This window comes from Aureimonas sp. AU12, from assembly GCF_001463705.1.
GTDB lineage: Bacteria > Pseudomonadota > Alphaproteobacteria > Rhizobiales > Rhizobiaceae > Aureimonas.
In genome coordinates, this window is sequence record NZ_BBWH01000053.1 from 54,344 (window position 1) to 77,111 (window position 22,768).

The window sequence follows — 22,768 nt, forward strand, 5'->3', positions numbered from 1 at the left end:
GTATGAGCGACGCTTCCTTTTTGGTCCAGTTGGCTTGGTCGATTACGGATTTTGCCCTTGATATAGGAAGAAGGCCGATTAGTGGCTATCCGCGCTTGAAGCCGGCTTTAAGTCGATGGCTTTTCCAAGCTGGAGGAGCGGGGATGCTGAGCGACCGGCAATGGTCTGATCTGGAACCTCTGATTGAGGCGTTCCGCCCGCATACCAAGGTGCCGAGCCCCCATCTGCGGCGGATAATTGAGGCAATCCTCTGGCGTCATCGGAACGGGCCCAAGCGGAGGTCCGTGCCGGGCGAGTTCGGCCCATGGTGGATGGCAGCGCAAACCCTCATCCACTGGGCGCGGCTTGGCGTCTGGGAGAAGCTGCTGGCGTTGGTTCAGGAGCGAGCCATCCGGCTTGGCATTGTGTTCATGGACGGGGCCAACATTCGTGCCCATCAGAAGGCGGCAGGCGCCAGCCGAAAGGGGATCTGCAAAAGAGGGACGGCCGTGAAACGCTTGGCCGATCTCGTGGCGGCTATGGCACCAAGGCCTGCGTGATGGCTGACGGCGCGGGGCGCGTCATCGCCTCCCGCCTCGCACCTGGGCAAGGCCCACGATCTGCCGCACGCCGTCCCCTTCCTCGATCGCCTACCGGACGTGCCGAAGTGGGCGGTGGCCGACCGCGGCTATACCAGCTCGGCGTTCCGCCGACATATCAGAGACAGGGGGTGCCCGGCCTGGCTTCGCCGCGAGGCCCCCTTCGCCTGTCCGGACTGGATCTACAACAACCGCAATTGGCTCGTGCGCCTATGGGCTCGGCTGAAGGAATGGCGGGCCGTCGCCACCCGCTACGAGAAGACCGCAACCAGTTTCCTCGGCGTCCTCAGCCTCGGCGCAGCCATCGAGCAGGCCCCAGAGCCGGGAGAAGTCACTGCAGACCGTCAGGAAACCATTGAGGCTGTGGGGAAACGCCGTTTCGTGTTACCTTTTCGGTAGTGCTTGAGGTGTGGGATAGTTCGTTTCATCAAGGGCTGCGATCGGCGCCAGACGCTTCTTCTGGCCGATTGCGTCGACGACTATGTCGGCGCGGAGAACCCGGTCCGGGTGATCGACGTCTTTGTCGACGAACTGGATCTTGGAGCGCTCGGCTTCGAAGGCGCGGCCGCGACGGGTCGGCCCGGCTACCATCCGGCGACGCTTCTGAAGCTCTACCTCTGCGGCTACATGAACCAGGTGCAGTCGAGCCGGCGCCTAGAGCGCGAGGCGGGCCGCAGCGTCGAGGTCATGTGGCTGACGGGCAAGCTTGCCCCCGACTTCAAGACGATCGCGGACTTTCGCCGCGACAACGGCGAAGCGGTCCGCGCCACGTGCAAGCAGTTCGTCGTCCTGTGCCGTCAGGTCGGGCTGATCGCTTGCGGCACGGTGGCGGTGGACGGCAGCCGGTTCATGGCCGTGAACACACGCGACAAAAACTATGCTCCGGGTGCGATCCGCCTCCGACTGGCGCAGGTCGAGGCGAGCATCGAGCGCTATCTCGACAAGCTCGACACCGCCGACCGGCAGGAGGCGGACGTCGCCGAGATGCGCACGACGCGCCTGAACGAGCGGATCGAGGCGCTCCGTCGGCAGATGCGCGAACTCCAGGCAATGGCAACAGCCGTAGAGACTGCGCCCGACCGTCAGATCTCGCTGACCGATCCGGATGCGCGGGCGATGGCCACGCACGGCAAGGGCACGGGCCTTGTCGGCTACGACGTCCAAGCCGCCGCCGATGCCGAGAGCCACATCATTGTGGCGCACGAGGTCACCAATCTCGGCCATGACCGGACCCAGTTCGCCAACATGGGCTAGCAGGCGAAAGACGCGACCAGCGCCAAACATCCGACGGTTTTGGCAGATCGGGGCTACTTCTCCGGGGCCAAGATCCTGGCCTGCCAAGAGGCAGGCATCACGCCCATTTGCCCGAGGCCCCTGACCTTGGGCGCCAGGGCCAAGGGGCGGTTCGGCAAGCCGGACTTCCTCTACGATGCGGCCAGCGACACCTATCGGTGCCCCGCCGGCGAAACCTTGCCCAAGCGCACGACGATCATCGAGAACGGCCTTCTCCTGAACCGCTACTGGTCGCACAACTTTCGATCATGCGCGCTGAAGCCGGGTTGCACCATCGGCAGCGAACGGCGCGTGACGCGGTGGGAGCACGAGCATGTAGTGGAAGCCATGCAGGATCGCCTCGACCGCATGCCTGATGCCATGCGGATCCGACGGCGCACCGTCGAGCATGTGTTCGGCACGATTAAGGATTGGATGGGGCGCAGCCACTTCAAAACGCGAAGGTTGGCGAACGGCGGAACGGAAATGAGCCTCCACGTCCTCGCCTACAACCTGAAACGGGCCATCGCCCTGCTTGGAGCACCAGGGCTCATCGCCGTGATGCGGGGATGAGACGGGAACGGTTTGCTCTGCCCGCCCGCCGCTTCCTCCTCAATCCGCTTTAACACAGCCTCCACCCCCTTCAGTCTCATGAAGCGAAGTAATCCGACACTCGGAAGCGGTCCAGGTGCTGACGCGACGGATGCGGCCTCAAAATCTATCGAGCACCGACACTCAGAATTTGTCGCGCTGAGGTCGTTTCAGAGACGTGCTCTGCGATGGACCGCTTCTAATTTCGTCTGGGCGCTGTTCAGCAAATGTGCAGATGGAAAGTTGTAAGGTTAAAGTATCAAATTGAGAACGCTAAATTGATGAGTCGCGCTCGAACTCCTCGAGTCCTCACGCATTGATGGTTCGTTTTGGAACTTCCAGCGCCCGTGCATATGAGGTACAGGAAAAAAGCCGAGCCCAAATGAAGAGCTGGAATAGGTATACAGCATTCCAGGTCACTTTAGTCTCGAAAAAAAGATAGAAGATGAAACGTGCGCGGGCGAAAATGTGATGGAGAGTAGTTTGAAAAACAAAAGGCCAGACCTGGACCCTTACGATGTCATGTTCGGTGCAAATCTTCGTAAGCTGAGGGTTCATCGCGGGATAAGCTTGACATCCCTTGGTGAAATGCTTGGAGTCAGCTATCAGCAAGTTCAAAAATATGAGACTGGGCGAAACAGAGCTTCCGTTTCGACGCTCGTTCGGATCACACTGTTTTTGGAAATCGACGTATATAGTCTTTTGGCTGGAATTGACGGCATAAATGGGACAGAGAGGGCCAACATAACGGACATGGAACACAAAATAAAGCGCCTTCAGGCGCAAGTTCCGCAGACTGCTCAGCAGCTCGCTTACTTGGTTGAAGCCTTGGACGATCTCCATCAAGACTTCAAAGGTCCGCAGAAGGCAAAAAAGGGAAGGGACGCCCCCTTCGGGCGCGCTCTAGGAGCATCGCTCCCCAGGCCCTGAGCGGTCCAGGCCCATTCGGATGACGATCGCTGGCGCGGGTTTTCTACGAAACCCAATTTCTTGCTTGGTCGAGGAGTCCACCATCCGTTAGATTCTCGTTCGAACCCCCAGCGAACGACCGTTCGGTTCCAGCTCCGGATAGCCTCGTGCCGATTAAACCTGAGATGCGAGGCTTCTATCCCATCGACTGGGAACAGCTTTCGGCCTCGATCCGCTTCCGCCGCGCCAATGGCCGCTGTGAACAATGCAAGCGTCCTCACAAGCGGCTCGTTTGCCAATTGACCGATGGCCGTTGGTACGATGACGAGGCTCAGCGCTGGCGTGACGAGAAGGGGAGGGGGACCCGCGCCAACCTTCCATCTCCCGAGCGTCTCCCATCCGAGATCCCAGCCCGCTACGTCTACGTCGTGATCGCCTGCGCTCATCTCGATCATGACGTGGCCAACAACGATGCCGCCAACCTGCGCGCGCTTTGCCAGCGCTGCCATCTCGCACACGACCGTCCTCGTCATCGTACACAGCGATGGCTCACCTGGCGAGCGTCGAAAGCCATCGGCGACCTCTTCACCGGTCGCTATCGTTGACGATCCCACCGGGGATTTACATGTTGCAAGCCGATTACGAAAATTTTCCGAACCTCGTCATCCCAGCGCATGTTTCGAACGCCAGCGAGCTGGTCGAAACATCCGTTGGACCCGACAGGGTTTACCGTTTCGCCCGTGGCAACATCGGCTTATGGTCGCGTTTCCACGGCCGTCTGCATGATCGCATGATGCCGATCATCGAAGGCCGGTCGAAATGGAGCACCGGCGCGAAGGCGTGGCATATTCCTGCGAAGAACGCCGCCAGCGTTATCGGCGACATTCGGGCGCCTTGATCACCCCTTTCGTCATGTCGGCTCGTCCGTCCTCGACTGCGCCGTCGCTGTCTTGTGCTGCGTCTTCGTCCACGCGGAAGAAGGCCCATTGGCCGGACTTAGGATCGATCACTTGAGGATCGCCGGGATCGGTGTGCGTCTGCGAGACGAGCTCAGCCTCGCCTGTCGCCCATTTGGCGCTGGCATCAACGAAGCTCTTGGCTCGTACCCGGAAGGTGCGCCTCATCATCGTATCAATGCGAAGCTCGAATTCTCGCTCGCTTCGATACTCTTCGGCAACCTGGCGAGCCCGAACCCCATGGATCCACAACCAGGCGTCCCCCTCGCTCTCGTGAAGGTGAGAGTGATGTGCGAGCGCCGCTGGAAAGAGCGACCGCACGCCATCTAAGCTGCTCTCGATTGTGAATGTCTCGCCGTTCCCAGCGTCAATCTCCAGAGCGCGCTGCATCTGGGCTCACCGCTTGGCCGGGCGCCATTCGGCCGCCTCTGCTTCCGCGGCTGAGCAGAACCAACGCTCGTCGGAAGCCTCGTTGATCTGCGTCTTGGCGCAGTCCTGCTGACCCAGCGAGTGATAGATCCCGTTCGATCCTGAGATGTTGCCCTTGATAGCGCATCCCTCCGGCTGCCCGGCGGCCACGCGCTTGCTCTGAAACCGATCGCCGCTGTTGCGCCACTTCGACGGCTCGGTGAACTGGCCGGCCCACAGGCCGCGCTTGGCCGCTTTCGCTTCGGCTTCATCCCGATCGTAGCGGCCGTCACTGTACTGGCGGTACTCGATCGCCCAGCCCGCCTTCACCATCGCGGCGTTCAAGACGACGTTCTGCAGCGTCGAGCACTCTGCCACGATCCGACCATAGCGGTCGCGGTCTTCATCAAAGCACATCACATGGCCCGAGCGGCCGATGAGGTCGACCAGATATTGCGCGGCCTGGCCATCGCAGAGATAGCGCTTGCCGCCGGCATCGTCGCAGGTCTGGCTGATCTCCGGTGCATCGACGCCATAGAGGCGAATGCGAACCTCCGAGCCCTCGATGGCGAGTGTGTCGCCATCGACCACTGTTGCCCGCCCTTCGATCCTGCTCTCCTGGGCCTGAGCACCAACCGATCCGAACAAAGCCCAACCCAAAGCGATTGAGAGAAAAACCTTAGGTAGGGGACTCACCCAAGCCATTGAGTGACCGTTGAGATCAGGGCGATGGCGGCGAGATAGTGGATGGCGAGGCGATCGTATCGGGTCGCGATGCGCTTCCAATTCTTGAGTCTGCCGAACATGCGCTCGATGACGTTGCGGCGGCGATAGGCCTTCCGGTTCAGCGGGTAGACCACGCTTCGTGCGGCCCGGCCTGGAATGACCGGTTCGATCTGCCGATCGACGAGCCAGTTTCTCAGCTTGTCGGCATCGTAGGCCTTATCGGCGATTAGGCGCTTGGTCGGCTTTAGGGCTTCCAGAAGCGGAAGCGCCATGGTGATATCGGCGATGTTGCCAGGCGTCAGGGCAAGGGCGACGATCCGGCCACAAGCATCGGCCAGACAATGGATTTTTGTCGTTCGCCCGCCGCGCGAGACGCCGACCGCTTGGCTGAACTCCCCCCTTTTCCGCCCGAAGCGGAGCGATGTGCTTTGACATGGGTGCTGTCGAGGCAAAGCTCGTCCGGCACGGCGCCTGCCGCTGCGACCTTGGCGAAGATGCGCTGCCAGATCCCGCGCCGCGCCCAGCGGGCAAAGCGGTTGTAGATCGTCTTGGCCGGTCCATACTCTGCCGGCACATCCCGCCAGCGACCGCCGGTCTTCAGGATGTGGAGGATGCCCGAGATCACCCGCCGGTCATCGACCCGCGGCTTGCCGGGTTGGTTCTTCGGCAGGTGCGGCTCCAACACCGACCATGCCTCGTCCGATAACCAGAACAGATCGCGCATGATCGCCTTCCATCCAACGAACCCATTCCCGAACAAAATCAATCAATCTTGGCAATATCTTGGTTGGGTCCCCTGCCTAGGAAATAGTGCCAATGCGTTTGACCTTCGAAACCAACTTTTCGAGGATCTCTGCCAAATCCGGGTCCAGGCCATCAAGCTGCCTGAGAATTTTATGGCCCTGAAGGCCGACTTCAGGCAGCTTCTGCTTCGTTCTGGGATCCACCAGTCCTGAGAAGAAGTGGCCGGGATGGACCTCCAGGATGGAGGCGATCCGGAACATCATCGATCCCGAAACACGGTTCGCTCCAGACTCATATTTTTGAAGCTGCTGCTGACTGATGATCCCGAGCCGCTCGCTCAACGTCTCGAGCTTCATATTGCGAGCCAATCGGGTGTCGCGAATGCGCTGCCCGATGTGGATGTCCAGTGGATCATAACCACCTTGTTTCGGCTTGTTCACCGACGATTCCAGCACAATCCCGAAGTCCCCCGACGACAATCTTATCGTATCCGTGAGTTGGCAACATCCCAATTGGTCGCGGTCTTAGCACGTCTCGCTGGAATGGTCCTCGCTCAATCTAAAGACAAATGAACGTAAAACGCAATCGCTCGGAACGCTGTCATGATCAAGTATGGTGCCCGACCCAGAGCACACGATTATGTTGCCTTAGCACACACCACGGTTGAGGCTTGTTACATCAAGCCACACACAAAACCAATGGGCGCGCGGGTTTTGCCCCTGAGATTTTAGTGCTCGATGTTGGCTTGGGTTGTACATCGAATTGACCGTGATGGCCTGAGAATTGCGACGGTTGTAATCCTGCCTGCTTGTCTGCGCGACAGAGGGAAAGTCAGGGAAAGCCCGGCGACGGGCTTTAAGCGAGAGAGAGGTATAGCGCCTCCCGGCCCGCCGAAAGATCTTCGACATGGACCGCACCTCGATCTACGACACCGTGACCGCCAAAATCATTCGCGACCTCGAAGGCGGCATTCTGCCTTGGACCAAGCCCTGGAAGTCGGGCGTTGGTAAGGCAGGGTTCTCCTTCCCGGCCAACGCCACCACCGGCAACACCTATTCCGGCATCAACGTCCTGCTTCTGTGGCTGCACGGCTCGGAACAGGGCTTCCCCACGCAGCGCTGGCTCACCTTCCCGCAAGCAATTGAGGCCGGCGGCCATGTGCGCAAGGGTGAAAAGGGCACGCAGATCGTGCGGGCAGGCACCTACACGCCTAAGGGTGAGAAGGTGCGTGCCGCGGAGGAAGGCCGCGATGCGTCCGTTGTGCCATTCCTGAAGGCATACACGGTCTTCAACGTCGCGCAGTGCGATGGGCTGGACGAGGCTATCACCGGCATCGAGGCGCCCGACATCGACCCCGATCGCGACCTGCCGCGCGTCGAGGCCGCCGATCGCACCATCGCCGCCACCGGCGTTCGCTTCATCAATCACCCCGACAAGGCGTTCTATCGTCCCGCCGACGACGTGATCGCGATCCCGCTGATGGCGGCCTATACCGACCCCATCAACTGGTACAGGACGGCTTTTCACGAACTGTCGCACGCGAGTGGCGCTAAGCACCGTTTGAACCGCGAGTTCGACCGGTTCGGCACTGAGAAATACGCGCGCGAGGAGCTCGTGGCCGAGATCGCGGCGGCTTACCTTTGCGCTGCCCACAACATCGTGCCCACCGTGCGCCATGCCGACTATATCGGCAACTGGCTGGAGGTGCTGCGCAACGACAGCAAGGCGATTTTCCAGGCCGCTTCATTGGCAACGAAAGCGTCCGATTGGATACTCGACCGGGCTGCAAAACCCGAGGCGCTGGCAGCGTGAGGCAGTCAGTTGGACGAGACGATCCAGCGCCGATTGGCGCTGGATCTGGAGGACGCAATGAGTGAGCGACGCAAGCCTGACATTCACGCCCTGTTCGGTGCGGAGAACCTGCCGGCGATCGACGCCGGCATCGCCAGTATGGTCACGCATCCTGGCACAAGCGACTGGCTCCGCCAGGCTCTACAGGACGCCGTTCGGCGCGATCCGGTGGACGCGCTGAAGGACGCCGAGTTGCTGCGGGAGCTGATGGAGCTGCGGCTGAACTCCTGCCTGCTGGCCCATGGCCACGCCGAGTTCAGAAACGACGATCTCGAACCCGAGTGAGAGGAAGGGAGCCAGTTCGACGGGCTGAAGAGAGGAGAGCGAGACTTTCCCGGCTCGTCGGGAGCGAACCGATGGTTGGATTTGCCGAGCGCTACGCTGAGACCTTCTCGTGCGAAAGCGCCGCCCTTCATTCGCAGTGTACGAGCTTCGTCTTCCAGCTCGCCCATGCGCTGATGACCTCGGTGCATCGACGGCGCTCGCCACGCTTTCTTGTCCCTCGAAATCGCCGACTACGCGCCGCTCTATGTCGCGATTGGCGCGTTCGTTTATAACATGCCGGCACCCGCCGGCCAGCCGGAAGCGATCGCGGCATGAGCGACATTCCGAACGCACCGCTTCTTGATCCCGAGACCGTCGCGCGCATCGAGCGCGAGAACACGACCGTCGGCCAGTACGGGCGCCTCGCCGGCATCGGTCAAAGCCATGAGGAGCGCCTCGCCTTCTGGCTTCAGTTCAAGCACTAGGACGGGCGCGAGAGCATCCGCCTGGCGATGAACGAATGCCGGCGTCGCATCGGTTTGCCCCAGCGACCGCCGCCGGGCGCAAAGCCCGAGCGGCGGCGGTGACGCGATGCCGATCCCTCGAATTTTACGGATCGGCCCGAACCGTATCTCGTTGAGCAAGCGGCAACCCATCGGCGCTACGATCGATCGTGGAGCAAATCCCTCCACTGCGCGCACCAAAGAGATCCGCATGGGCACATACGTTGCAACCCTCCTCCTTGGCGGCGTGGTCGCTACGCTCAGCCTCCTGTGGCTGACCAGCTTGGGCCTTCACTTCTCGCAGGGCGCCGGCATGGCGATCATCGCGATGGCGACGCTCTATTCGGCCGAACTGTTCAGGTTCCTCGAGCGACGGATCGGGCGCTTTCCGCGTCCCTAACCGAGCACCCATTCGATCGACATCTTGGCGTCTTCCCTGACCGGAAGGCGCCTTTTTGTGCTGTCTCGGTCTCCGTTCTAGGACCTCATCCGACCTATCATTACTTTTCCAGGCAAGAGGTGATGATCGCAAAACCCGCCGTCCCCTTGCTCTTTCGGAAGCTGGTCCAACCGAACTTTGTCCGGCGCCTTATCGGAATCGACACGCTGGCGAACGATCTCTAGTACTCGGAACCTGGAGCGGGATGCCAAGTCAGGCGGGACCGAGATCGTGATATGGGTTTTCACCGCGGCCGATGAAGCGACCAGACACCCAGCCGTTGCCTCCAAACGCATCGACGTAGCACCAGCCACGCCGACACTATCCGACATTCACAAAGTCGCCTCGACGCAAACGGTTAACGACAGGAGCTTGAGCGGATGGATCACGACGAACGTTGACGTTGGCTGTTACATATGACTGTTCATATTCACCACGTGAATTTGGATACCCTTCCTCCTGCGCAGGCGGGGGAGCCGCATAGGTTGTGGCGGAGACCAAAGACGGGCTGGCCAGCGTTGCGGCTAGAACCAGACCGGCAGTGCGAAGGTTGTTCATTCGTAGCTCCAACTCAGCCGTTCGAACACCGAACGGACAGCGGGCTAGTCGACACCGTTGTTGGCAGCCTTATGGCATCCTCAAAACGAGAGGCGGTTTCCTACCCTCTTTTACCCATCTCGCACATCGAACGTTCGATTTCGGGTGTTCCGAAAGCGCACATTTCCAGGCGCCGATCTATCTAGAGCGAGACCGTTCCTCACGCTTGGTAGCCAACCAACATGTCCAATCCGCAGCGCTTTCTCGTCATTGGTGCCTCGCGCGGGGTGGGCAAAGCTCTCTCAGACGATTTGTCTCGCCAAGGCATCCTCACGACAACGACCGTGCGCAGAAGGTCTTTGGACGAGTCGGATCCCCCAAATGTCGCTGATCAGCACTTTCTCGACCTATCGGACGCTGCTGCTGGCGACCGGCTTGCCACCGAACTGGCATCCTGTCGTTTCGACGCCATAGTCTTGGTGGCTGGGGTCATGGGACCGGATCACCAGGACGCGCGGGAAGCCACTGTAGATGAGGTTGGCTCGTTGATCTTCGTCAACGCAGTCGCTCCGATTGGCCTCGCCCGCAGGCTTCTGCCGCTCGTGCGTCCGGGGGGCGTCGTTGCATTCCTATCGTCGAGAACCGGCAGCATTGCCTTGAACGATACAGGGGACATGGAACTCTACCGGGCCAGCAAAGCGGCTCTCAACTCCCTTAGCCGATCCTTTGCAGTGAAGGATGCGCTGCCGTTGGGTGTTGGCGTTCTATTGCTGCACCCAGGCTGGGTACAGACGGACATGGGTGGCGACAAGGCCCCGGTCACCATTGCTGAGAGTGTCGAGGGGCTTCGTTGCGTTCTGCTCGCATCCCTTGACGATCCGGCCCACCGGTTCCTGGATTACGAAGGAGCGACCATCGTTTGGTAGCCTCAGGTCGTTTACTTCTCGTCACGCAGCCGACTTGACGTTCGCAACGGTCGTGGCCGGCCTCGGCGTCGCCCGTCAGACTACATGCCGACAAAGGCTACGATCACAAGCGCTGCCGCCGGGAATGCCGAAAACGCTCGATCGCGCCCCGCATCGCACAGCGCGGAATTAAGACGAGCCAAACGCTGGGTCGCCATCGCTGGGTGGTCAAGCGCACCTTTGCTTGGCTCTTCCGGTTCGCCGTCTCGATGTGCGCTACGAACGCCGCGCCGATATTCACATCGCTTTCACCAAACGCGCCAATGCCATCATTTGTCTGCGGCAGATTAGACGGCTTTGTTTACAGCTCCTAGAGCAGAGTTGATTTTGAGCTGACCTGCGGCATTAGCTTCACCCTTCGAACATCATTGGCGTCTCTAATGCCGGACTGGTTTTGTGGTTGTGTAAACACTCTCTTGGCCTTAGCATGTCGCACCTCAGCTGGTCCCAAACCAAGGCATATCGGCGGGCTTCTGCCGCGCCTGTGTGGCGAGGCGGATCGGGGCGTTCGCCGCGCCCAGGCCCTTGTAGCCGCGCCGCTCGACGATCTCGATGAAGAAACCGCCGTCCAGCGCGCCGAGATAGATCTGGAAATACTCGCCCGCCTCGTCCCGGTCGTAGAGGATGCCGGTCCGTCGCATGGCGTCCAGGGTTTCGGGCGCCAGGTCGAACTTGGCGTCGAGATCGTCGTAATAATTCTGCGGAATGGGCAGGAAGGCGACGCCGCTCCCCCGCAGCGCCTCGGCGGTGGCGAAGATGTCCCCGGTGCGGAAGGCCACATGCTGCACGCCAGGCCCGACGAATTGCGAGATGAAGCGCGAGGACAGGGTGCGGGCCGATTGCGAGCCGTTGAGCACGACGCGCAGACTGGCATCGGGATTCTCCAGGACCTGGCTGAGCACCAGCCCGCCCGGGTCGGGCACCTCGACCGCCGGCAGCGGCTGAAGGTCGAAGATCGAGCGGTAGAACAGCGTCCAGGACAGGATGTCCTCGAAGCGAACGGTCTGGGCGATGTGGTCGATCGCCGTGAGGCCGGCGCTCGCATGGCGGTTCCAGCCGGGCTCGAGATCGAAATCGGTCTCCCACTGCCGGTCGATCGCCTGATCGTCCGGCACGAGATAGAGGAGGCTGCCGCCGACGGCGCGGAGCGCCGGCAGTTCCAGCTCGCCCTGGCCGACCGGCTGGCGGAAGGGCGTCGCGATCAGCCCCTCGGCGCGCTTGAGCGCCGCCTCGGCGTTGCGCATTCGCAGGCCGAGCGCCGCGACGTTCGTGCCGTGCACGACATAGGCGGAATGGGCGAGACCCTCCGGCTCGGTGTTGATGACAACGCGCAGATCGCCTTGCGCATAAAGCTTGACATCCTTGGAGCGGTGCCGCCCGGCATGGCGGAAGCCGATGGCGAGCAGAAGCCGAGACAGGGGCTCGGCCAAGGTGAGGTCGGTCGCGAACTCGACGAAGGAGACGCCGGAAGTCGCGGCCGGGGCGGGCAGCGGGTCGCGCTCGGACGGGCCCTTGACGGCGCACCCCTCCGCCTTCAGCCGGTCCATCATGTAGATCAGCGAGCGGCGACCGTCGACGGCGGTCTGGCGGGCCGAGCCGGCGCGGAACTGGTCGTTGAAGATTTCGAGCGAGTAGTAGCCGTCATAGCCCGTCGCCTCGACGGCGGCCATGAAGTCGGCCACCGGCAGGTCGCCCTGGCCCGGCATGTTGCGATAGTGGCGGCTCCAGGACAGGAGATCGAGATCGAGCCTGGGCGCGTCCGCCATCTGGACGATGAAGATCTTGTCCTTGGGAATGGAGCGGATCGAGCCGGGATCAATGCCGCGCGACAGCGTGTGGAAGCTGTCGAGGATCAGGCCGACCTCGGCATGGCCGGCGCGGCGCACGATCTCCCAGGCGTCGCGATGGTCGTTGACATAGCGGCCCCAGGCCAGCGCCTCGTAGCCGATCCGCACGCCGTGGCCGCGCGCGATGTCGCCGAGCGCGGCGAGGTCCTCGGCGGCGCGGTCGATGCCGCCCTGCGCCAGCGGCGAGACGGCCGAGCAGATGAGAATGAGGTCGGTGCCGAGCTCGTTCATCGTTTCGAACTTGCGCTTGGCCCGCTCGAAGGCGCGCGAGCGCTGCGGCTCCGGCAGGCCCTCGAAATCGCGGAAGGGCTGGAAGAGCGAGATTTCGAGGCCGGCATCGCGCACCATCTGCCCGACTTCGCGCGGGCCGTGATCGAAGGCTAGAAAGTCGTTCTCGAAGATTTCCACGGCGCCGAAACCGGCCTGGGCGATGGCGCCGAGCTTTTCCGAAAGGTCGCCGGACAGCGAGACGGTTGCGATCGACGTCTTCATCGGAAGGTACTCCTTTGGGGACGGCCGGACCCGTTAGTAGCGGATCGTCGCGGCGCGGCGCAGTTCCGCCACACTCGGACGGCCGAAGCCAAAAAACTCGAGATAGGCGGGTATCTGCTCGAACAGCATGTCGGTGCCCACTTGGAAGACGCAGCCACGCGCCCGAGCCTCCTCCAAGAACGGCGTAATCTCCCGGCTCATCACGACCTCCCCGATGAACGTGGAGGGCGAAAGCGCATCCGCGTCCACCGGCAGCGGATCACTCGGACGCATTCCCAGCGGAGACGCGTTGACAACGATGTCGAAGCCGGACGGATCGCGTGATCCAGCGTGGACGACAAGGCCGGGCAACGCCGCCACGAGCCGCTCGGCCAATGCGTCGCGTGTCGCCTCGTCGGGATCGTAGAGGGCCAGCCGAGCGACGCCTGCCTCGGCTAGCGAGGCGGATATCGCCGAGCCGACGCCACCAGCGCCGACCACCAGCGCCGACCGGCCGAGGGGCGACACGCCCTTGGCCACCATGCCGGCGACGAAACCCTCGCCGTCGAACAGGTCGCCCTCCAGCGCGCCGTCGGCTGCCAGCCGAACTGCATTGACCGAGCCCGCGATCCTGGCGCGCTTCGATAACCTGTCCACCAGGCCTGCGGCCGAGACCTTGTGCGGCATCGTCGCGATCGCCCCACCAGCGTTGCCTAGGCGGAAAACGAGCCGGAGGAGGTTGGGAAAGTCCCCCGACCCGCATTCCATCGGAATGACCACGGCGTCGATGCCATGCGCCTCAAACCAAGGGTTGTATATCATCGGGGCTTTCACGGTCGCCGTCGGCTGGCCGAAGACCGGGATAAGCCGTGTGGTGCCGCGGATCATGCCAGCTCCTAGTGGTGGAGGATTTCGCCGAGGAAGGCGCGCGCCCGTTCGTGGCGAGGTGCCCGGAAAAACTCCTCCGGAGCGTTTTCCTCGATGATCTCGCCGTCGGCCATAAAGATAACGCGGTCGGCGACCTGCCGGGCGAAACCCATCTCGTGCGTGACGCAGATCATCGTCATCCCGTCCCGGGCTAAGCCCACCATCGTGTCGAGGACCTCCTTCACCATCTCCGGGTCGAGCGCGGACGTCGGCTCGTCGAAGAGCATGGCGATCGGCTCCATGCAGAGCGCCCGCGCGATGGCCACGCGCTGCTGCTGGCCGCCGGAAAGCTGTGCGGGATACTTGTCCGCTTGGTTCCCGATCCGAACGCGATCGAGAAAGCGACGGGCCGTCGCCTCCGCCTCCGCACGCTTGGTGCCGCGGACGCGTATGGGGGCCAACATGCAGTTCTCGAGGACCGTCATGTGCGGGAACAGGTTGAACTGCTGGAAGACCATGCCGACCTCCCGGCGCACGGTGTCGATCGACTTCTGCCCATCGCTCAGCTCCGTGCCGTCCACTACGATCCGGCCCGAGCGGATTGGTTCAAGATGGTTGATGCAACGGATCAGGGTCGACTTGCCGGACCCCGAGGGTCCGCACAAGACGATCTTCTCGCCGCGCCGGACCTTTAGATTCACGTTCTTCAGGGCATGGAAGGAGCCGTACCACTTCTCCACGCCTTCCATGCGGATCAAGATGTCTTCGCTGGCGGCGGTCATCAGTTCCTCCCGTGTCCGGCGAGGCCCCTCCCAGGGCGCCCCGCACGAAAGATTGGCTCACTGGCTGACGATGAAGCTGACACCGTCGATCGTTGCCGGCAGGTCGGCGGTCGGCACCTTGAGCCACTCGGCGTATGAAGCCTTGTAACCTTCGCTACCGACGTAGCTCTTCAGGAACTCTGTCATCGCCGAGTTCCAATCGCTTTCGCCCAGACGCGTCGCCACTCCCTGATAGAGTTGGCCGATCGGAAACTTGTTTTCGTAGGTGCCGGATGAGGCGCTATCGAGCCGCTGGATGTAGAACTGGTTCGAACCGACGGCCTGGACCTGGCCCGATAGAAGCGCCTGGATATTGGCCGAGTCGTCATCGAAGCGGCGGATGTCGGCCGAGGGGGCATCCCTGGTGAGGATCGTGTCCATCGGGGCGGAACGCGGCACGCCGACGGTGATGCCCGAGAGCGACGCGAGATCGGGCAGTTTAGTGGTCTTGGCCGCTGTGAGGTAGAGCGTGTTGGCCGCGTATGGGGGGCTGAACTGCACCGCCTTTGCGCGCTCGGCCGTAATGCCGACCGAGGCGATCAGCATGTCGACACGATTGGAGGTAAGGGCCGGGATGCGGTTGGCGACGGCTAGGGGCACGAACTCGGCTTCGAGGCCGAGGCTCTTGGCGAAGGCACGCCCGACAGTTGCGTCGAAACCCCGTGCTTCGCCCGTCGTGCTGAGGCAGCCCCAGGGGCAGTTGTCGGCCTGGATGCCGATGCGCACCTTACCAGCGGCCTTGGCCTCTTCCAGCGTCATTGCGCCGGCAGACGCTGAAGCTTGGATAATGGCGATGGCGGCCACGGCCAGGCCGAGCGTTCGTGCGGTCTTGGTGGTCATGAAGGTCCTCCTCTTGCGCATTCTTGTGTTGGACGGGGCAAGGCCCCTCAGCGAGCGGCCTGCGCTAGCCGGCGTTCCATCCGGCTGCCCCAAAGCGAGAGTGGCCAGCACATCAGGAAATACAGGAAGCCGACGATCCCGAAGACGAGAAGCGGCCGGAAGGTCTGGTTGGAGACGATCTGCCCGGCGCGGGACAGCTCGATGAAGCCGACGATGGCGGCGAGCGATGTGCCCTTCAGCAGTTGTACCATGAAGCCGATCGTGGCGGGCAGGGACAGGCGGAAGGCCTGCGGCAGGATGACATCGCGCATCAGGCTTCGGTACTTCAGTCCCAGCGCATGTGCTGCCTCGCTCTGGCCCAGCGGCACGGCCTGGATGGCGCCGCGCCAGATCTCGCCCAGGAAGGCCGAGGCATGGGCGGTCAGAGCAACCGCGACCGCGAGCCACGGATCGACGTCGAGGCCGAATAGCGGTAAGCCGAAGAACACCACGAAGAGCTGCATCAGGAGCGGGGTGCCTTGGAACACCACGATCCAGGCCTTGGCCGGCCAGCGCAGGACGCGGCGCTTCGAGACGCGCGCCAGCGCCACCGCGAGGCCGAACAGGATGCCGCCGACGAAGCCGAAGGCCGTCAGGACCAGCGTCCAGCCGAGGCCTCGCAGGAGAAAAAGGAATTCAGGAAGGCCGACAGCGCTCGTTCCCATCGCCCAGGCCTCACTTCGTCGGATAGTTGAACGAGAGGCGTGCGACGGCGGCAAGGCCTGCCATCAGCAGCCAGGACAGCACGAGGTAGATGCCAGTGATCGTGAGATAGACCTCGAACGACCGGAAGGTGTCACCGTCGATGCGCTGGGCCACGCTGGTCAGCTCGAAGGCCGAGATCGATGTGGCGATGGATGTCATCAGCGTCAGCAGCACGAACTGGCTGGCGAGAGAGGGGAAGATCGCCCGCAGCGCGGGCTTCAGGATGATGAGGCGGAAGATGTCGGCGCGCGACAGTCCGAGTGCGAAGCCCGCTTCGCTTTGCCCCTTAGGAATGCTCTCGACGCCGCCGCGGATGATCTCGATCGCATAGGCCCCGCCGTTGATGCCGAGTGCGAGAATCGCCGTCGTTGTGGGGTTGAGACGCACACCCGCCAGAGGCAGGGCGAAGAAGATAAAGAAAATTTGGACGAGGAACGGCGTGTTCCGCACCAGTTCCACGAAGGCGATCACCACCGCAGACCCGAACCGTGACTCGGACCGGCGAACGGCAACACCGGCGATGCCAATGACCATCGCCAGAAACATGCCGCATAGCGCGAGCCAGAGCGTGCCGAGCGTGCCCCAGGCGAGCTCCGGCCAGCGCTCCAAGACGGCGCCGAAGTCAAGTTCGACCGTCAAGGCAGTCCTCCCTTCAAGCCGTCCCCTTTTTCTATCCCGAGAGGCTATGCCGATAGACATCGCAAGGGGCACAACGGAGGTCAAATACCCAATTCTCGATCTACGGAACATAATGTTAATTTGATCCGCACCACGGATGGGAGGCACGAGTGGCTAGACCCCTGACCCTGCGCCAGATCGAAGTGATCCGTGCCGTGATGATTGCCGGAACGATCCAAGGCGCGGCCAAGCTCATGAACGTCTCCGCCCCGGGCGTCAGCCGCCTGTTGAAGTACACAGAGGACACCGTCGGCATCCGGCTTTTCGAACGGAAGGGCGGGGTGTTCCTACCAGCCGCTGAAGCAAGCATGATCTTCGGCGTCGTCGAGAGAGTGCATCGGGAGATCGGCAATCTAAACGAGGCCGTCGCCCTCCTTCGCAGCGGCGACAACTCCATTCTCAGCTTCGCCTCGGCGCCCTCAATCGCCCAGTTCATCGCGGCACGCGTGATCCGGTCGCTTCGACAGACCTTCCCCAATCTGAGCATCGACCTCAACGTTCTGAAGATCGAAGAAACCGCAGACTACCTTCTCCTCGAGCGAGGCGAATTCGTCATCATGAGTTCGCCCAGTGCTAACCCGGCGCTCGTCTCTCGCCCGCTTGCGCAGGGGCGCCTTGTGGTCATCGTGCCGGAGGGACACGAACTGGCGAACCGGGATGTCATCTCCATCCACGAGCTGGCGCGCGAGGCAGTTATCGGCGTCGATCCCGAAGACCCGTACGGTGCGATCCTGGCGCGGCCCTTCGTCGATGCTGGGTTGACACCGCGGTACTCGATGCGCGGTCGCTTCGCGCAGACCGTGGTGTCGCTTGTGCGACACGGGCTCGGCGTCGCGTTGATCGACGAATTCTCGGTGGCAGAAGTTTACATGCCTGGGCTCGTTCAACGTCCGCTGGTCGAGCCCAGCGTAATCATTCCCTATGCCCTCACGAAGCGCGGACGTGTCTTATCGAGCTTCGCCGAAGATGCGATTGAGCGTTTTCGGTCTGAATTGTTGCAAAGCTCAGGTGCAAACACTGAGTTACATAATGAAATAGTCCCCGAATGACCTGGACACGATCTCTCACTTCCGCAAGGGCTGCAGCCTGTTAGCGCCCGAGGCCGCCTCTATGTCGCTGGCTTTTCCGACGAGGGAGGCTGGGTGCTGAGCGACGAACAATGGGCTGAACTGGAGCCGCTGATCGAGGCATGCCGTCCGCATGCGAAGGTGCCGAGCCCACTTTTTCGACGGACGGTGGAGGCGATCCTCTGGCGTCACCAGAACGGGGCGAAGTGGCGGTCGCTACCACCCGAGTTCGGTCCTTGGTGGATGGCGGCGCAGACCTTCATCCGCTGGGCGCGGCTTGGCGTCCGGGGGGGGGCTTTGGGCCCTGGTTCGGGAACGTGGCGTCAGGCTCGGCATGGTGTTCCTGGACGAGACCAACATCCGGGCTCACCAGAAGGCCGCAGGCGCCAGTCGAAAGGGGAATCTGTAAAAGAGCGAGACGGCCGTGAAGCACTTGGCCGCTCTCGTGGCGGCTACGGCACCAAGGCCTTTCGTAATGGCCGACGGCGCCGGGGGTGCCATCGCCTTCCGCCTTTCGCCCGGACAGGCTCACGAACTACCTCAGACCGTTGCGCTCCTCGACCGCATGCCCGGCGTGCCCAACTGGGTCGTGGTAGACCGCGGCTACACCAGCCATGCCTTCCGTCCGCACATCTGGGACATGGGAGCCCGACCAGTCATCTAACCTCAGCGACACGAGGCGCCGGTCGCCTGTCCGCGCTGGATCTACAACAACCGCAACCGGGTCGAACGCGTATGGGTTCGGCTGAAAGAGTGGCGCGCTGTGGCCACCCGCTGCGGGAAAAACCGCTGTCAGATTCCTCTGCGTTCTCTGCTACGCCGCCGCTCTCGATTGGATTGAGCGCTAACAGGCCCTAGTGGCGACTGATTGGTTTTCACCCCGTCCAGTCCTGCTGGTCATTAATTGCAGACGCTCGAAAGCGGTCAGACTGGTTTCGACCCTTAGCGGACCTTCGTTTCATCTAGGAGCGGACGTTCCATAATGATTGTGCGCTCCTCTCCGTGGTAGCTATCTCGAACCGAGATGAACCCCAGCTTTGCGTAGAACGGCTCCGCCGTGACGGATGAGGGTACGGCTAGGGTTGCGACGCCGCGATCGAGTGCTGCGCGTTCGACTTCGATCATCAACGCTCGGCCGACGCCGCGCCCCTGCCAGCCTGGTTCGATGAAAACCGTCCGGACCACTCTGCCGTCGAGGCTTGCTGTACCGATGACAGCATCGTCGTTGACAGCTACGAATACGAGCCGCTGCACCAGAAGGTCGGATACGGCGGAGGGCGAGAAGCTTTGCTCCACGCGTGCGATCACCTCCGGGGAGTAATCCTTCGCGTTGGTTTCACGCAGGGTCTTCATGACGACCCTGCTGATTCCTTCGGCATCTTCAGGCCGGGCAGGTCTGAGTAGATATTCCACGACAACGTCTCCTTTCCACCCAAGATCGCCGTCAGCAGCCGTCCACAGCAGATGGGTTTCAAGCCGAACCGCTCCTCGTCGCGATAGGGCCCTGATTGGCAACTTCGATTATCGCAGCAACTCGATCTGTAGGTCGAGTTCCAATGCGGCCCAGGCCCGATCGGTCGTCAACGCCGGCATATCGCGAGCGACTGCGAGCGCAAGACAGGCGCGGTCTCCGAACGACAGACCCGCGGTTCGCGTGACCTGACGCAGTTCACCTGCACACAAGGCCTGTGATTGATCGAAATTGACGATCTGCATGTGAAGGGGATCGAGCATGGCCGCCGCCAGGTCCCTTGTCCCGCCACGCTCTACGATCTTGGCCACGACCTCGGAGAAATTCACCGCGGAGATGACCGATCCGTCGAGAGAGGCTTCGACGTGTTCCGCGCCATCTTCCTCGTTCAGGAGGCAGAGAAGCGCCGAAGCGTCTAAAACGTAACGCTGTGCCATTCTTCTATTCGTTACCCGCTTCGTCCCGCCGGTCCGCAATCAGCTCATCTGACAAATTCACACCTTCCGGGACGAGCTGCCGCATCAATCGGCGGGCATTGGCGAGGGCGAAGGAGCGCGAACGTACCCGTAGCTCACCGTCGGTCACCTCCAGCACAACCGTATCGCCGACATTGATACCGAGTTCGCGGCGGAACTGCGCCGGGATAACCAGCTTTCCACCATCGACAATCTTCACCGCCTTTGACGTCATGACCCATCTCGATTGTTCTGCACCATTGCGATGATCATACCAGACGCCGCCAAAGGTACAAAACAATTCATGGGTGAAGTACCCAAAGCGCTAAAACGGTATACCGCTACGGAACAGTCGATCGGTACGTCGAGCAATGTGCCATAGCGGTCCAATTCGAGCTTTGGTACACATGGTGCGTCTCAGCCACCGTTTTGGTACGAAAGTACGCCTCTCATGTCCCGTTTCGGCTACGCCCGTGTCTCCTCGACCGATCAGGACCTCACCATTCAGCTTAAGAAGCTGAAAGCTGCTGGCTGTCAGGTCGTCCGATCCGAAAAGATGTCTGGCAAGTCCGCCGAGGATCGTCCCGAGCTTGCCACCGTCATGCAGTTTCTGCGGGAAGGGGACGAGCTTGTCGTGGTTCGCCTCGATCGTCTCGGCCGCTCGACACGCGACGTCCTCAACCTCGTGCACGAGCTAGACCAGAAGGGCGCTTCCCTGCGCATTCTCGATCCCGAGCTCACAACAGGAGGCGATGTCGGACGCATCGTCGTCACGGTGCTCGGCATGGTCGCCGAGATGGAGCGCAAGTTCATCCTGGAGCGTCAGCGCGCTGGGATCGAGGCGGCGAAGGCGAGGGGCATCTATGCGGGAGTGGGGCGCTTGAAGTCCGTGCCGGAAGACGAGATCCGGCGTCGGCATGCTGCGGGGGAGGGGCCGACCCAGATCGCGAGAGCGCTGGGGATTGGGCGGACCAGCGTCTACCGTGCGATTTCTATGAAGGTAGACTTCAAAGACTTCGTCGATCGGACACTCGAAGATGATAACGAACAGATGAGCAAATCTAGACGTTGATGGACGAAAGATTTAAAACTGGTCAGAATTGACCATATGCCGTCGATCGGAGCTTTCTTCTCTCCGGTTTCCGATGTTTCAAAGAGCGATGGGTAGGTTATTAGGTCGGTATGACTGCCGTTTAGTGCAAATTAATATATGTTGCGTTACAAGAGCGAATTATAGCGTCTTTTGATAGCGGATGGACATGAGGTCCTGCCAACGTGATCGCCCATTCTCATGACGAGTGGTTGGCGAGTGGAAAATAGATGAACGGCGTCGCTTGGGAAGAGGTGCAGACAATCCTCAAAACAAGTCGCCAACTCTTCGCGCTGACACAACACCTCATACTACTCGGATCAAAGCCATGACCTCAATATCGTCCGTCAACACCACGGCCCTTTCCATCCTCCGTACCGCGAACGCTTCCGATGGCTGGTCGAAGCCCGAGACCGCGAGCAAGCTTGCCGGGCAGCTTCTGGCGCCGCTCAGCAACTCGATGAAGCAGGCCGGTTCGGCGATGATCCTTGCAATCCTGAACGGTGCGACGATCAAAAGCGGCTCGAGCAACGACCTCATCATGACCGGCAACCATGCCAAGATCGACTCCGGCGACGGCGACGATGTGGTGCTGGCGGGCGACCATGCGTCGGTTCGCGCCGGACGCGGCAACGACGTCATCTCTGCCGGGAACTACGCCGATATCGATGCTGGCGATGGCGACGATCTGGTCTCGGCGCTGGAGTACGCAACGATTGTAGGCGGTCGCGGAAACGATCAGATCAGCGCTCAGAGCTACGCTACTATTTCGGGCGATGAGGGCGACGACGCAATCAGCACCTACTCCTATGCGACGATCAACAGTGGCGGCGGCGACGACAAGATCGAAACCTATGCTTATGCAACTGTCACATCGGGCGAAGGCAACGACGACATCTTCACCTACGGTTACAGCACGATCGATGCAGGGAGCGGTAGTGACATCATTCGTGCTGGCGGATATTCGAAAATCACAGCCGGTACAGGCGACGACGACGTGAAAGTTGGAACATACGCAACAGTCGATGCCGGCGACGGTGACGATCAGGTTATGGTGAGCGGTTATTCTACCGTATCCGGCGGCCGCGGCGACGACGTCATCGTGTCGATAGACCGCTCCAACAACGACGGTGAAGTCTTCGGCTATGCGACGATCGATGGTGGGGAGGGCGACGATCTCATTCAGGCTGGCTCCTACTCCAAGATCGCAGGCGGTACAGGCAACGACCGGATCGTTTTGACCGGTCAGAATACGACCTATGCGTTCAATAAGGGCGATGGGCAGGACTGGATCCAGGCAGACTTCGACTTCGGCATTGCCGTCGGCGCGGGCTACTCAGCCAAGGACGTAACCGTCACCCACGAGGACGGGAACGTGATTGTCTCGTTTGCAGGGAGTTCGGATCAACTTAAAATCGATGTGGCGTCCGGTGTTCAAGCCAATCTGAGCTTTACCGACGGTACCAGTCTATCCGTGACCGGAACCATGAAAGAGCGCGAACATCAGCAAATCACGGTGATGACGGTCAGCACCACGACTCGCGAAACATATACCTCGACGGCGACCGAGCAAACACATCAATACAGCGGCTACCCCGAGCGCTTCGCCGCGCATCTGCGCGGCCTGTTGCCGTAATCGACTGAACGATCGAAGCGCTGACATCCGCAGTTTTT

General features: G+C 61.5%; 23 protein-coding genes and 5 pseudogenes. 15 read left to right on the forward strand and 13 right to left on the reverse strand.

Translation table 11 applies throughout. The features are described 5' to 3' along the window. Window positions 1-143: 143 nt before the first annotated feature. The 5 genes and pseudogenes from AUL33_RS21800 to AUL33_RS22365 all read left to right on the forward strand — a co-directional run. Window positions 144-887: pseudogene (locus tag AUL33_RS21800) on the forward strand (IS5 family transposase); the annotation flags it as partial. 105 nt (window positions 888-992) lie between these two features. Then, window positions 993-2,423: pseudogene (locus AUL33_RS20370) on the forward strand (IS1182 family transposase). A 489-nt stretch (window positions 2,424-2,912) separates the two neighbouring features. Beyond that, complete coding sequence (locus AUL33_RS21805) at window positions 2,913-3,371, forward strand: helix-turn-helix domain-containing protein (RefSeq protein WP_082652784.1); 459 nt, start codon at window positions 2,913-2,915, stop codon at window positions 3,369-3,371. Window positions 3,372-3,517: 146 nt separating this feature from the next. Then, the gene (locus tag AUL33_RS20375; RefSeq protein WP_062212796.1) at window positions 3,518-3,955 is read left to right on the forward strand and encodes a hypothetical protein; all 438 of its coding nucleotides are present in this window, start codon (window positions 3,518-3,520) and stop codon (window positions 3,953-3,955) included. 20 nt (window positions 3,956-3,975) lie between these two features. Further along, window positions 3,976-4,248: a hypothetical protein gene (locus AUL33_RS22365; protein ID WP_156419525.1), complete on the forward strand. Its 273-nt coding sequence runs from the start codon at window positions 3,976-3,978 to the stop codon at window positions 4,246-4,248. Here the strand turns inward: AUL33_RS22365 and AUL33_RS20380 are convergent. From AUL33_RS20380 to AUL33_RS20400, 4 genes and pseudogenes are all read right to left on the reverse strand, one after another. Next, complete coding sequence (locus AUL33_RS20380; RefSeq protein WP_062212799.1) at window positions 4,223-4,696, reverse strand: hypothetical protein; 474 nt, start codon at window positions 4,694-4,696, stop codon at window positions 4,223-4,225. The genes AUL33_RS22365 and AUL33_RS20380 overlap by 26 nt on opposite strands. A 6-nt stretch (window positions 4,697-4,702) precedes the next feature. Next, complete coding sequence (locus AUL33_RS20385) at window positions 4,703-5,305, reverse strand: thermonuclease family protein (RefSeq protein ID WP_062212801.1); 603 nt, start codon at window positions 5,303-5,305, stop codon at window positions 4,703-4,705. Window positions 5,306-5,406: 101 nt separating this feature from the next. Beyond that, a pseudogene (locus tag AUL33_RS21810) lies at window positions 5,407-6,164 on the reverse strand (IS5 family transposase). 76 nt (window positions 6,165-6,240) lie between these two features. Next, window positions 6,241-6,624 carry a helix-turn-helix domain-containing protein gene (locus AUL33_RS20400; protein ID WP_156419527.1) on the reverse strand — a complete coding sequence of 128 codons (384 nt, stop codon included), beginning with the start codon at window positions 6,622-6,624 and terminating at the stop codon, window positions 6,241-6,243. Between the two features lie 466 nt (window positions 6,625-7,090). Between AUL33_RS20400 and AUL33_RS20405 the strand changes: the two genes are divergently transcribed. The 6 genes and pseudogenes from AUL33_RS20405 to AUL33_RS22865 form a co-directional block, all read left to right on the forward strand. Further along, window positions 7,091-7,996, forward strand: a complete 906-nt coding sequence (locus AUL33_RS20405) for an ArdC family protein (RefSeq protein ID WP_062212811.1) — start codon at window positions 7,091-7,093, stop codon at window positions 7,994-7,996. A gap of 9 nt (window positions 7,997-8,005) precedes the next feature. Beyond that, complete coding sequence (locus tag AUL33_RS22370; RefSeq protein WP_062212819.1) at window positions 8,006-8,320, forward strand: hypothetical protein; 315 nt, start codon at window positions 8,006-8,008, stop codon at window positions 8,318-8,320. A gap of 311 nt (window positions 8,321-8,631) precedes the next feature. After that, window positions 8,632-8,784: a hypothetical protein gene (locus AUL33_RS22375; protein WP_156419528.1), complete on the forward strand. Its 153-nt coding sequence runs from the start codon at window positions 8,632-8,634 to the stop codon at window positions 8,782-8,784. Window positions 8,785-9,013: 229 nt separating this feature from the next. Continuing rightward, entirely contained in the window at window positions 9,014-9,202 is a 189-nt protein-coding gene (locus AUL33_RS20415; protein ID WP_062212823.1) for a hypothetical protein, read from the forward strand. Window positions 9,203-10,020: 818 nt separating this feature from the next. After that, window positions 10,021-10,704: an SDR family NAD(P)-dependent oxidoreductase gene (locus AUL33_RS20420; RefSeq protein WP_062212825.1), complete on the forward strand. Its 684-nt coding sequence runs from the start codon at window positions 10,021-10,023 to the stop codon at window positions 10,702-10,704. A 39-nt stretch (window positions 10,705-10,743) separates the two neighbouring features. Further along, window positions 10,744-11,068, forward strand: a pseudogene (locus AUL33_RS22865) (transposase); the annotation flags it as partial. Window positions 11,069-11,180: 112 nt separating this feature from the next. Here AUL33_RS22865 and AUL33_RS20425 read toward each other — a convergent pair. Genes AUL33_RS20425 through AUL33_RS20450 form a run of 6 tightly spaced genes read right to left on the reverse strand, consistent with a single transcriptional unit; the run spans window position 11,181 to window position 16,972 of the window. Beyond that, window positions 11,181-13,082 carry a bifunctional sugar phosphate isomerase/epimerase/4-hydroxyphenylpyruvate dioxygenase family protein gene (locus AUL33_RS20425; protein WP_062212830.1) on the reverse strand — a complete coding sequence of 634 codons (1,902 nt, stop codon included), beginning with the start codon at window positions 13,080-13,082 and terminating at the stop codon, window positions 11,181-11,183. A gap of 33 nt (window positions 13,083-13,115) precedes the next feature. Continuing rightward, complete coding sequence (locus AUL33_RS20430) at window positions 13,116-13,949, reverse strand: shikimate dehydrogenase (protein WP_062212833.1); 834 nt, start codon at window positions 13,947-13,949, stop codon at window positions 13,116-13,118. An 8-nt stretch (window positions 13,950-13,957) separates the two neighbouring features. Continuing rightward, window positions 13,958-14,710 carry an amino acid ABC transporter ATP-binding protein gene (locus AUL33_RS20435; protein WP_156419529.1) on the reverse strand — a complete coding sequence of 251 codons (753 nt, stop codon included), beginning with the start codon at window positions 14,708-14,710 and terminating at the stop codon, window positions 13,958-13,960. A gap of 57 nt (window positions 14,711-14,767) precedes the next feature. After that, window positions 14,768-15,589, reverse strand: a complete 822-nt coding sequence (locus AUL33_RS20440; RefSeq protein WP_062212836.1) for a transporter substrate-binding domain-containing protein — start codon at window positions 15,587-15,589, stop codon at window positions 14,768-14,770. Between the two features lie 47 nt (window positions 15,590-15,636). Next, window positions 15,637-16,293, reverse strand: a complete 657-nt coding sequence (locus tag AUL33_RS20445; RefSeq protein WP_062212839.1) for an amino acid ABC transporter permease — start codon at window positions 16,291-16,293, stop codon at window positions 15,637-15,639. A gap of 10 nt (window positions 16,294-16,303) precedes the next feature. Next, window positions 16,304-16,972, reverse strand: a complete 669-nt coding sequence (locus AUL33_RS20450) for an amino acid ABC transporter permease (RefSeq protein ID WP_062212844.1) — start codon at window positions 16,970-16,972, stop codon at window positions 16,304-16,306. 149 nt (window positions 16,973-17,121) lie between these two features. Between AUL33_RS20450 and AUL33_RS20455 the strand changes: the two genes are divergently transcribed. Continuing rightward, on the forward strand, window positions 17,122-18,060 hold the full coding sequence (locus tag AUL33_RS20455; protein ID WP_082652785.1) for a LysR family transcriptional regulator: 939 nt from the start codon (window positions 17,122-17,124) through the stop codon (window positions 18,058-18,060). Window positions 18,061-18,153: 93 nt separating this feature from the next. Further along, window positions 18,154-18,926: pseudogene (locus AUL33_RS21815) on the forward strand (IS5 family transposase). A 94-nt stretch (window positions 18,927-19,020) separates the two neighbouring features. Here the strand turns inward: AUL33_RS21815 and AUL33_RS20465 are convergent. The 3 genes from AUL33_RS20465 to AUL33_RS20475 all read right to left on the reverse strand — a co-directional run bounded on the left by AUL33_RS20465 (window position 19,021) and on the right by AUL33_RS20475 (window position 20,239). After that, on the reverse strand, window positions 19,021-19,491 hold the full coding sequence (locus AUL33_RS20465; RefSeq protein WP_156419530.1) for a GNAT family N-acetyltransferase: 471 nt from the start codon (window positions 19,489-19,491) through the stop codon (window positions 19,021-19,023). A 108-nt stretch (window positions 19,492-19,599) separates the two neighbouring features. Further along, a complete protein-coding gene (locus AUL33_RS20470) occupies window positions 19,600-19,986 on the reverse strand; it encodes a type II toxin-antitoxin system VapC family toxin (protein ID WP_062212850.1) in 387 nt (128 codons plus the stop codon). Between the two features lie 4 nt (window positions 19,987-19,990). After that, window positions 19,991-20,239: an AbrB/MazE/SpoVT family DNA-binding domain-containing protein gene (locus tag AUL33_RS20475; protein WP_062212853.1), complete on the reverse strand. Its 249-nt coding sequence runs from the start codon at window positions 20,237-20,239 to the stop codon at window positions 19,991-19,993. A 216-nt stretch (window positions 20,240-20,455) separates the two neighbouring features. Between AUL33_RS20475 and AUL33_RS20480 the strand changes: the two genes are divergently transcribed. Both AUL33_RS20480 and AUL33_RS20485 read left to right on the forward strand, forming a co-directional pair. Beyond that, window positions 20,456-21,076, forward strand: a complete 621-nt coding sequence (locus AUL33_RS20480; RefSeq protein WP_244492371.1) for a recombinase family protein — start codon at window positions 20,456-20,458, stop codon at window positions 21,074-21,076. A 346-nt stretch (window positions 21,077-21,422) separates the two neighbouring features. Then, a complete protein-coding gene (locus AUL33_RS20485) occupies window positions 21,423-22,730 on the forward strand; it encodes a hypothetical protein (RefSeq protein ID WP_062212857.1) in 1,308 nt (435 codons plus the stop codon). Window positions 22,731-22,768 lie beyond the last annotated feature (38 nt).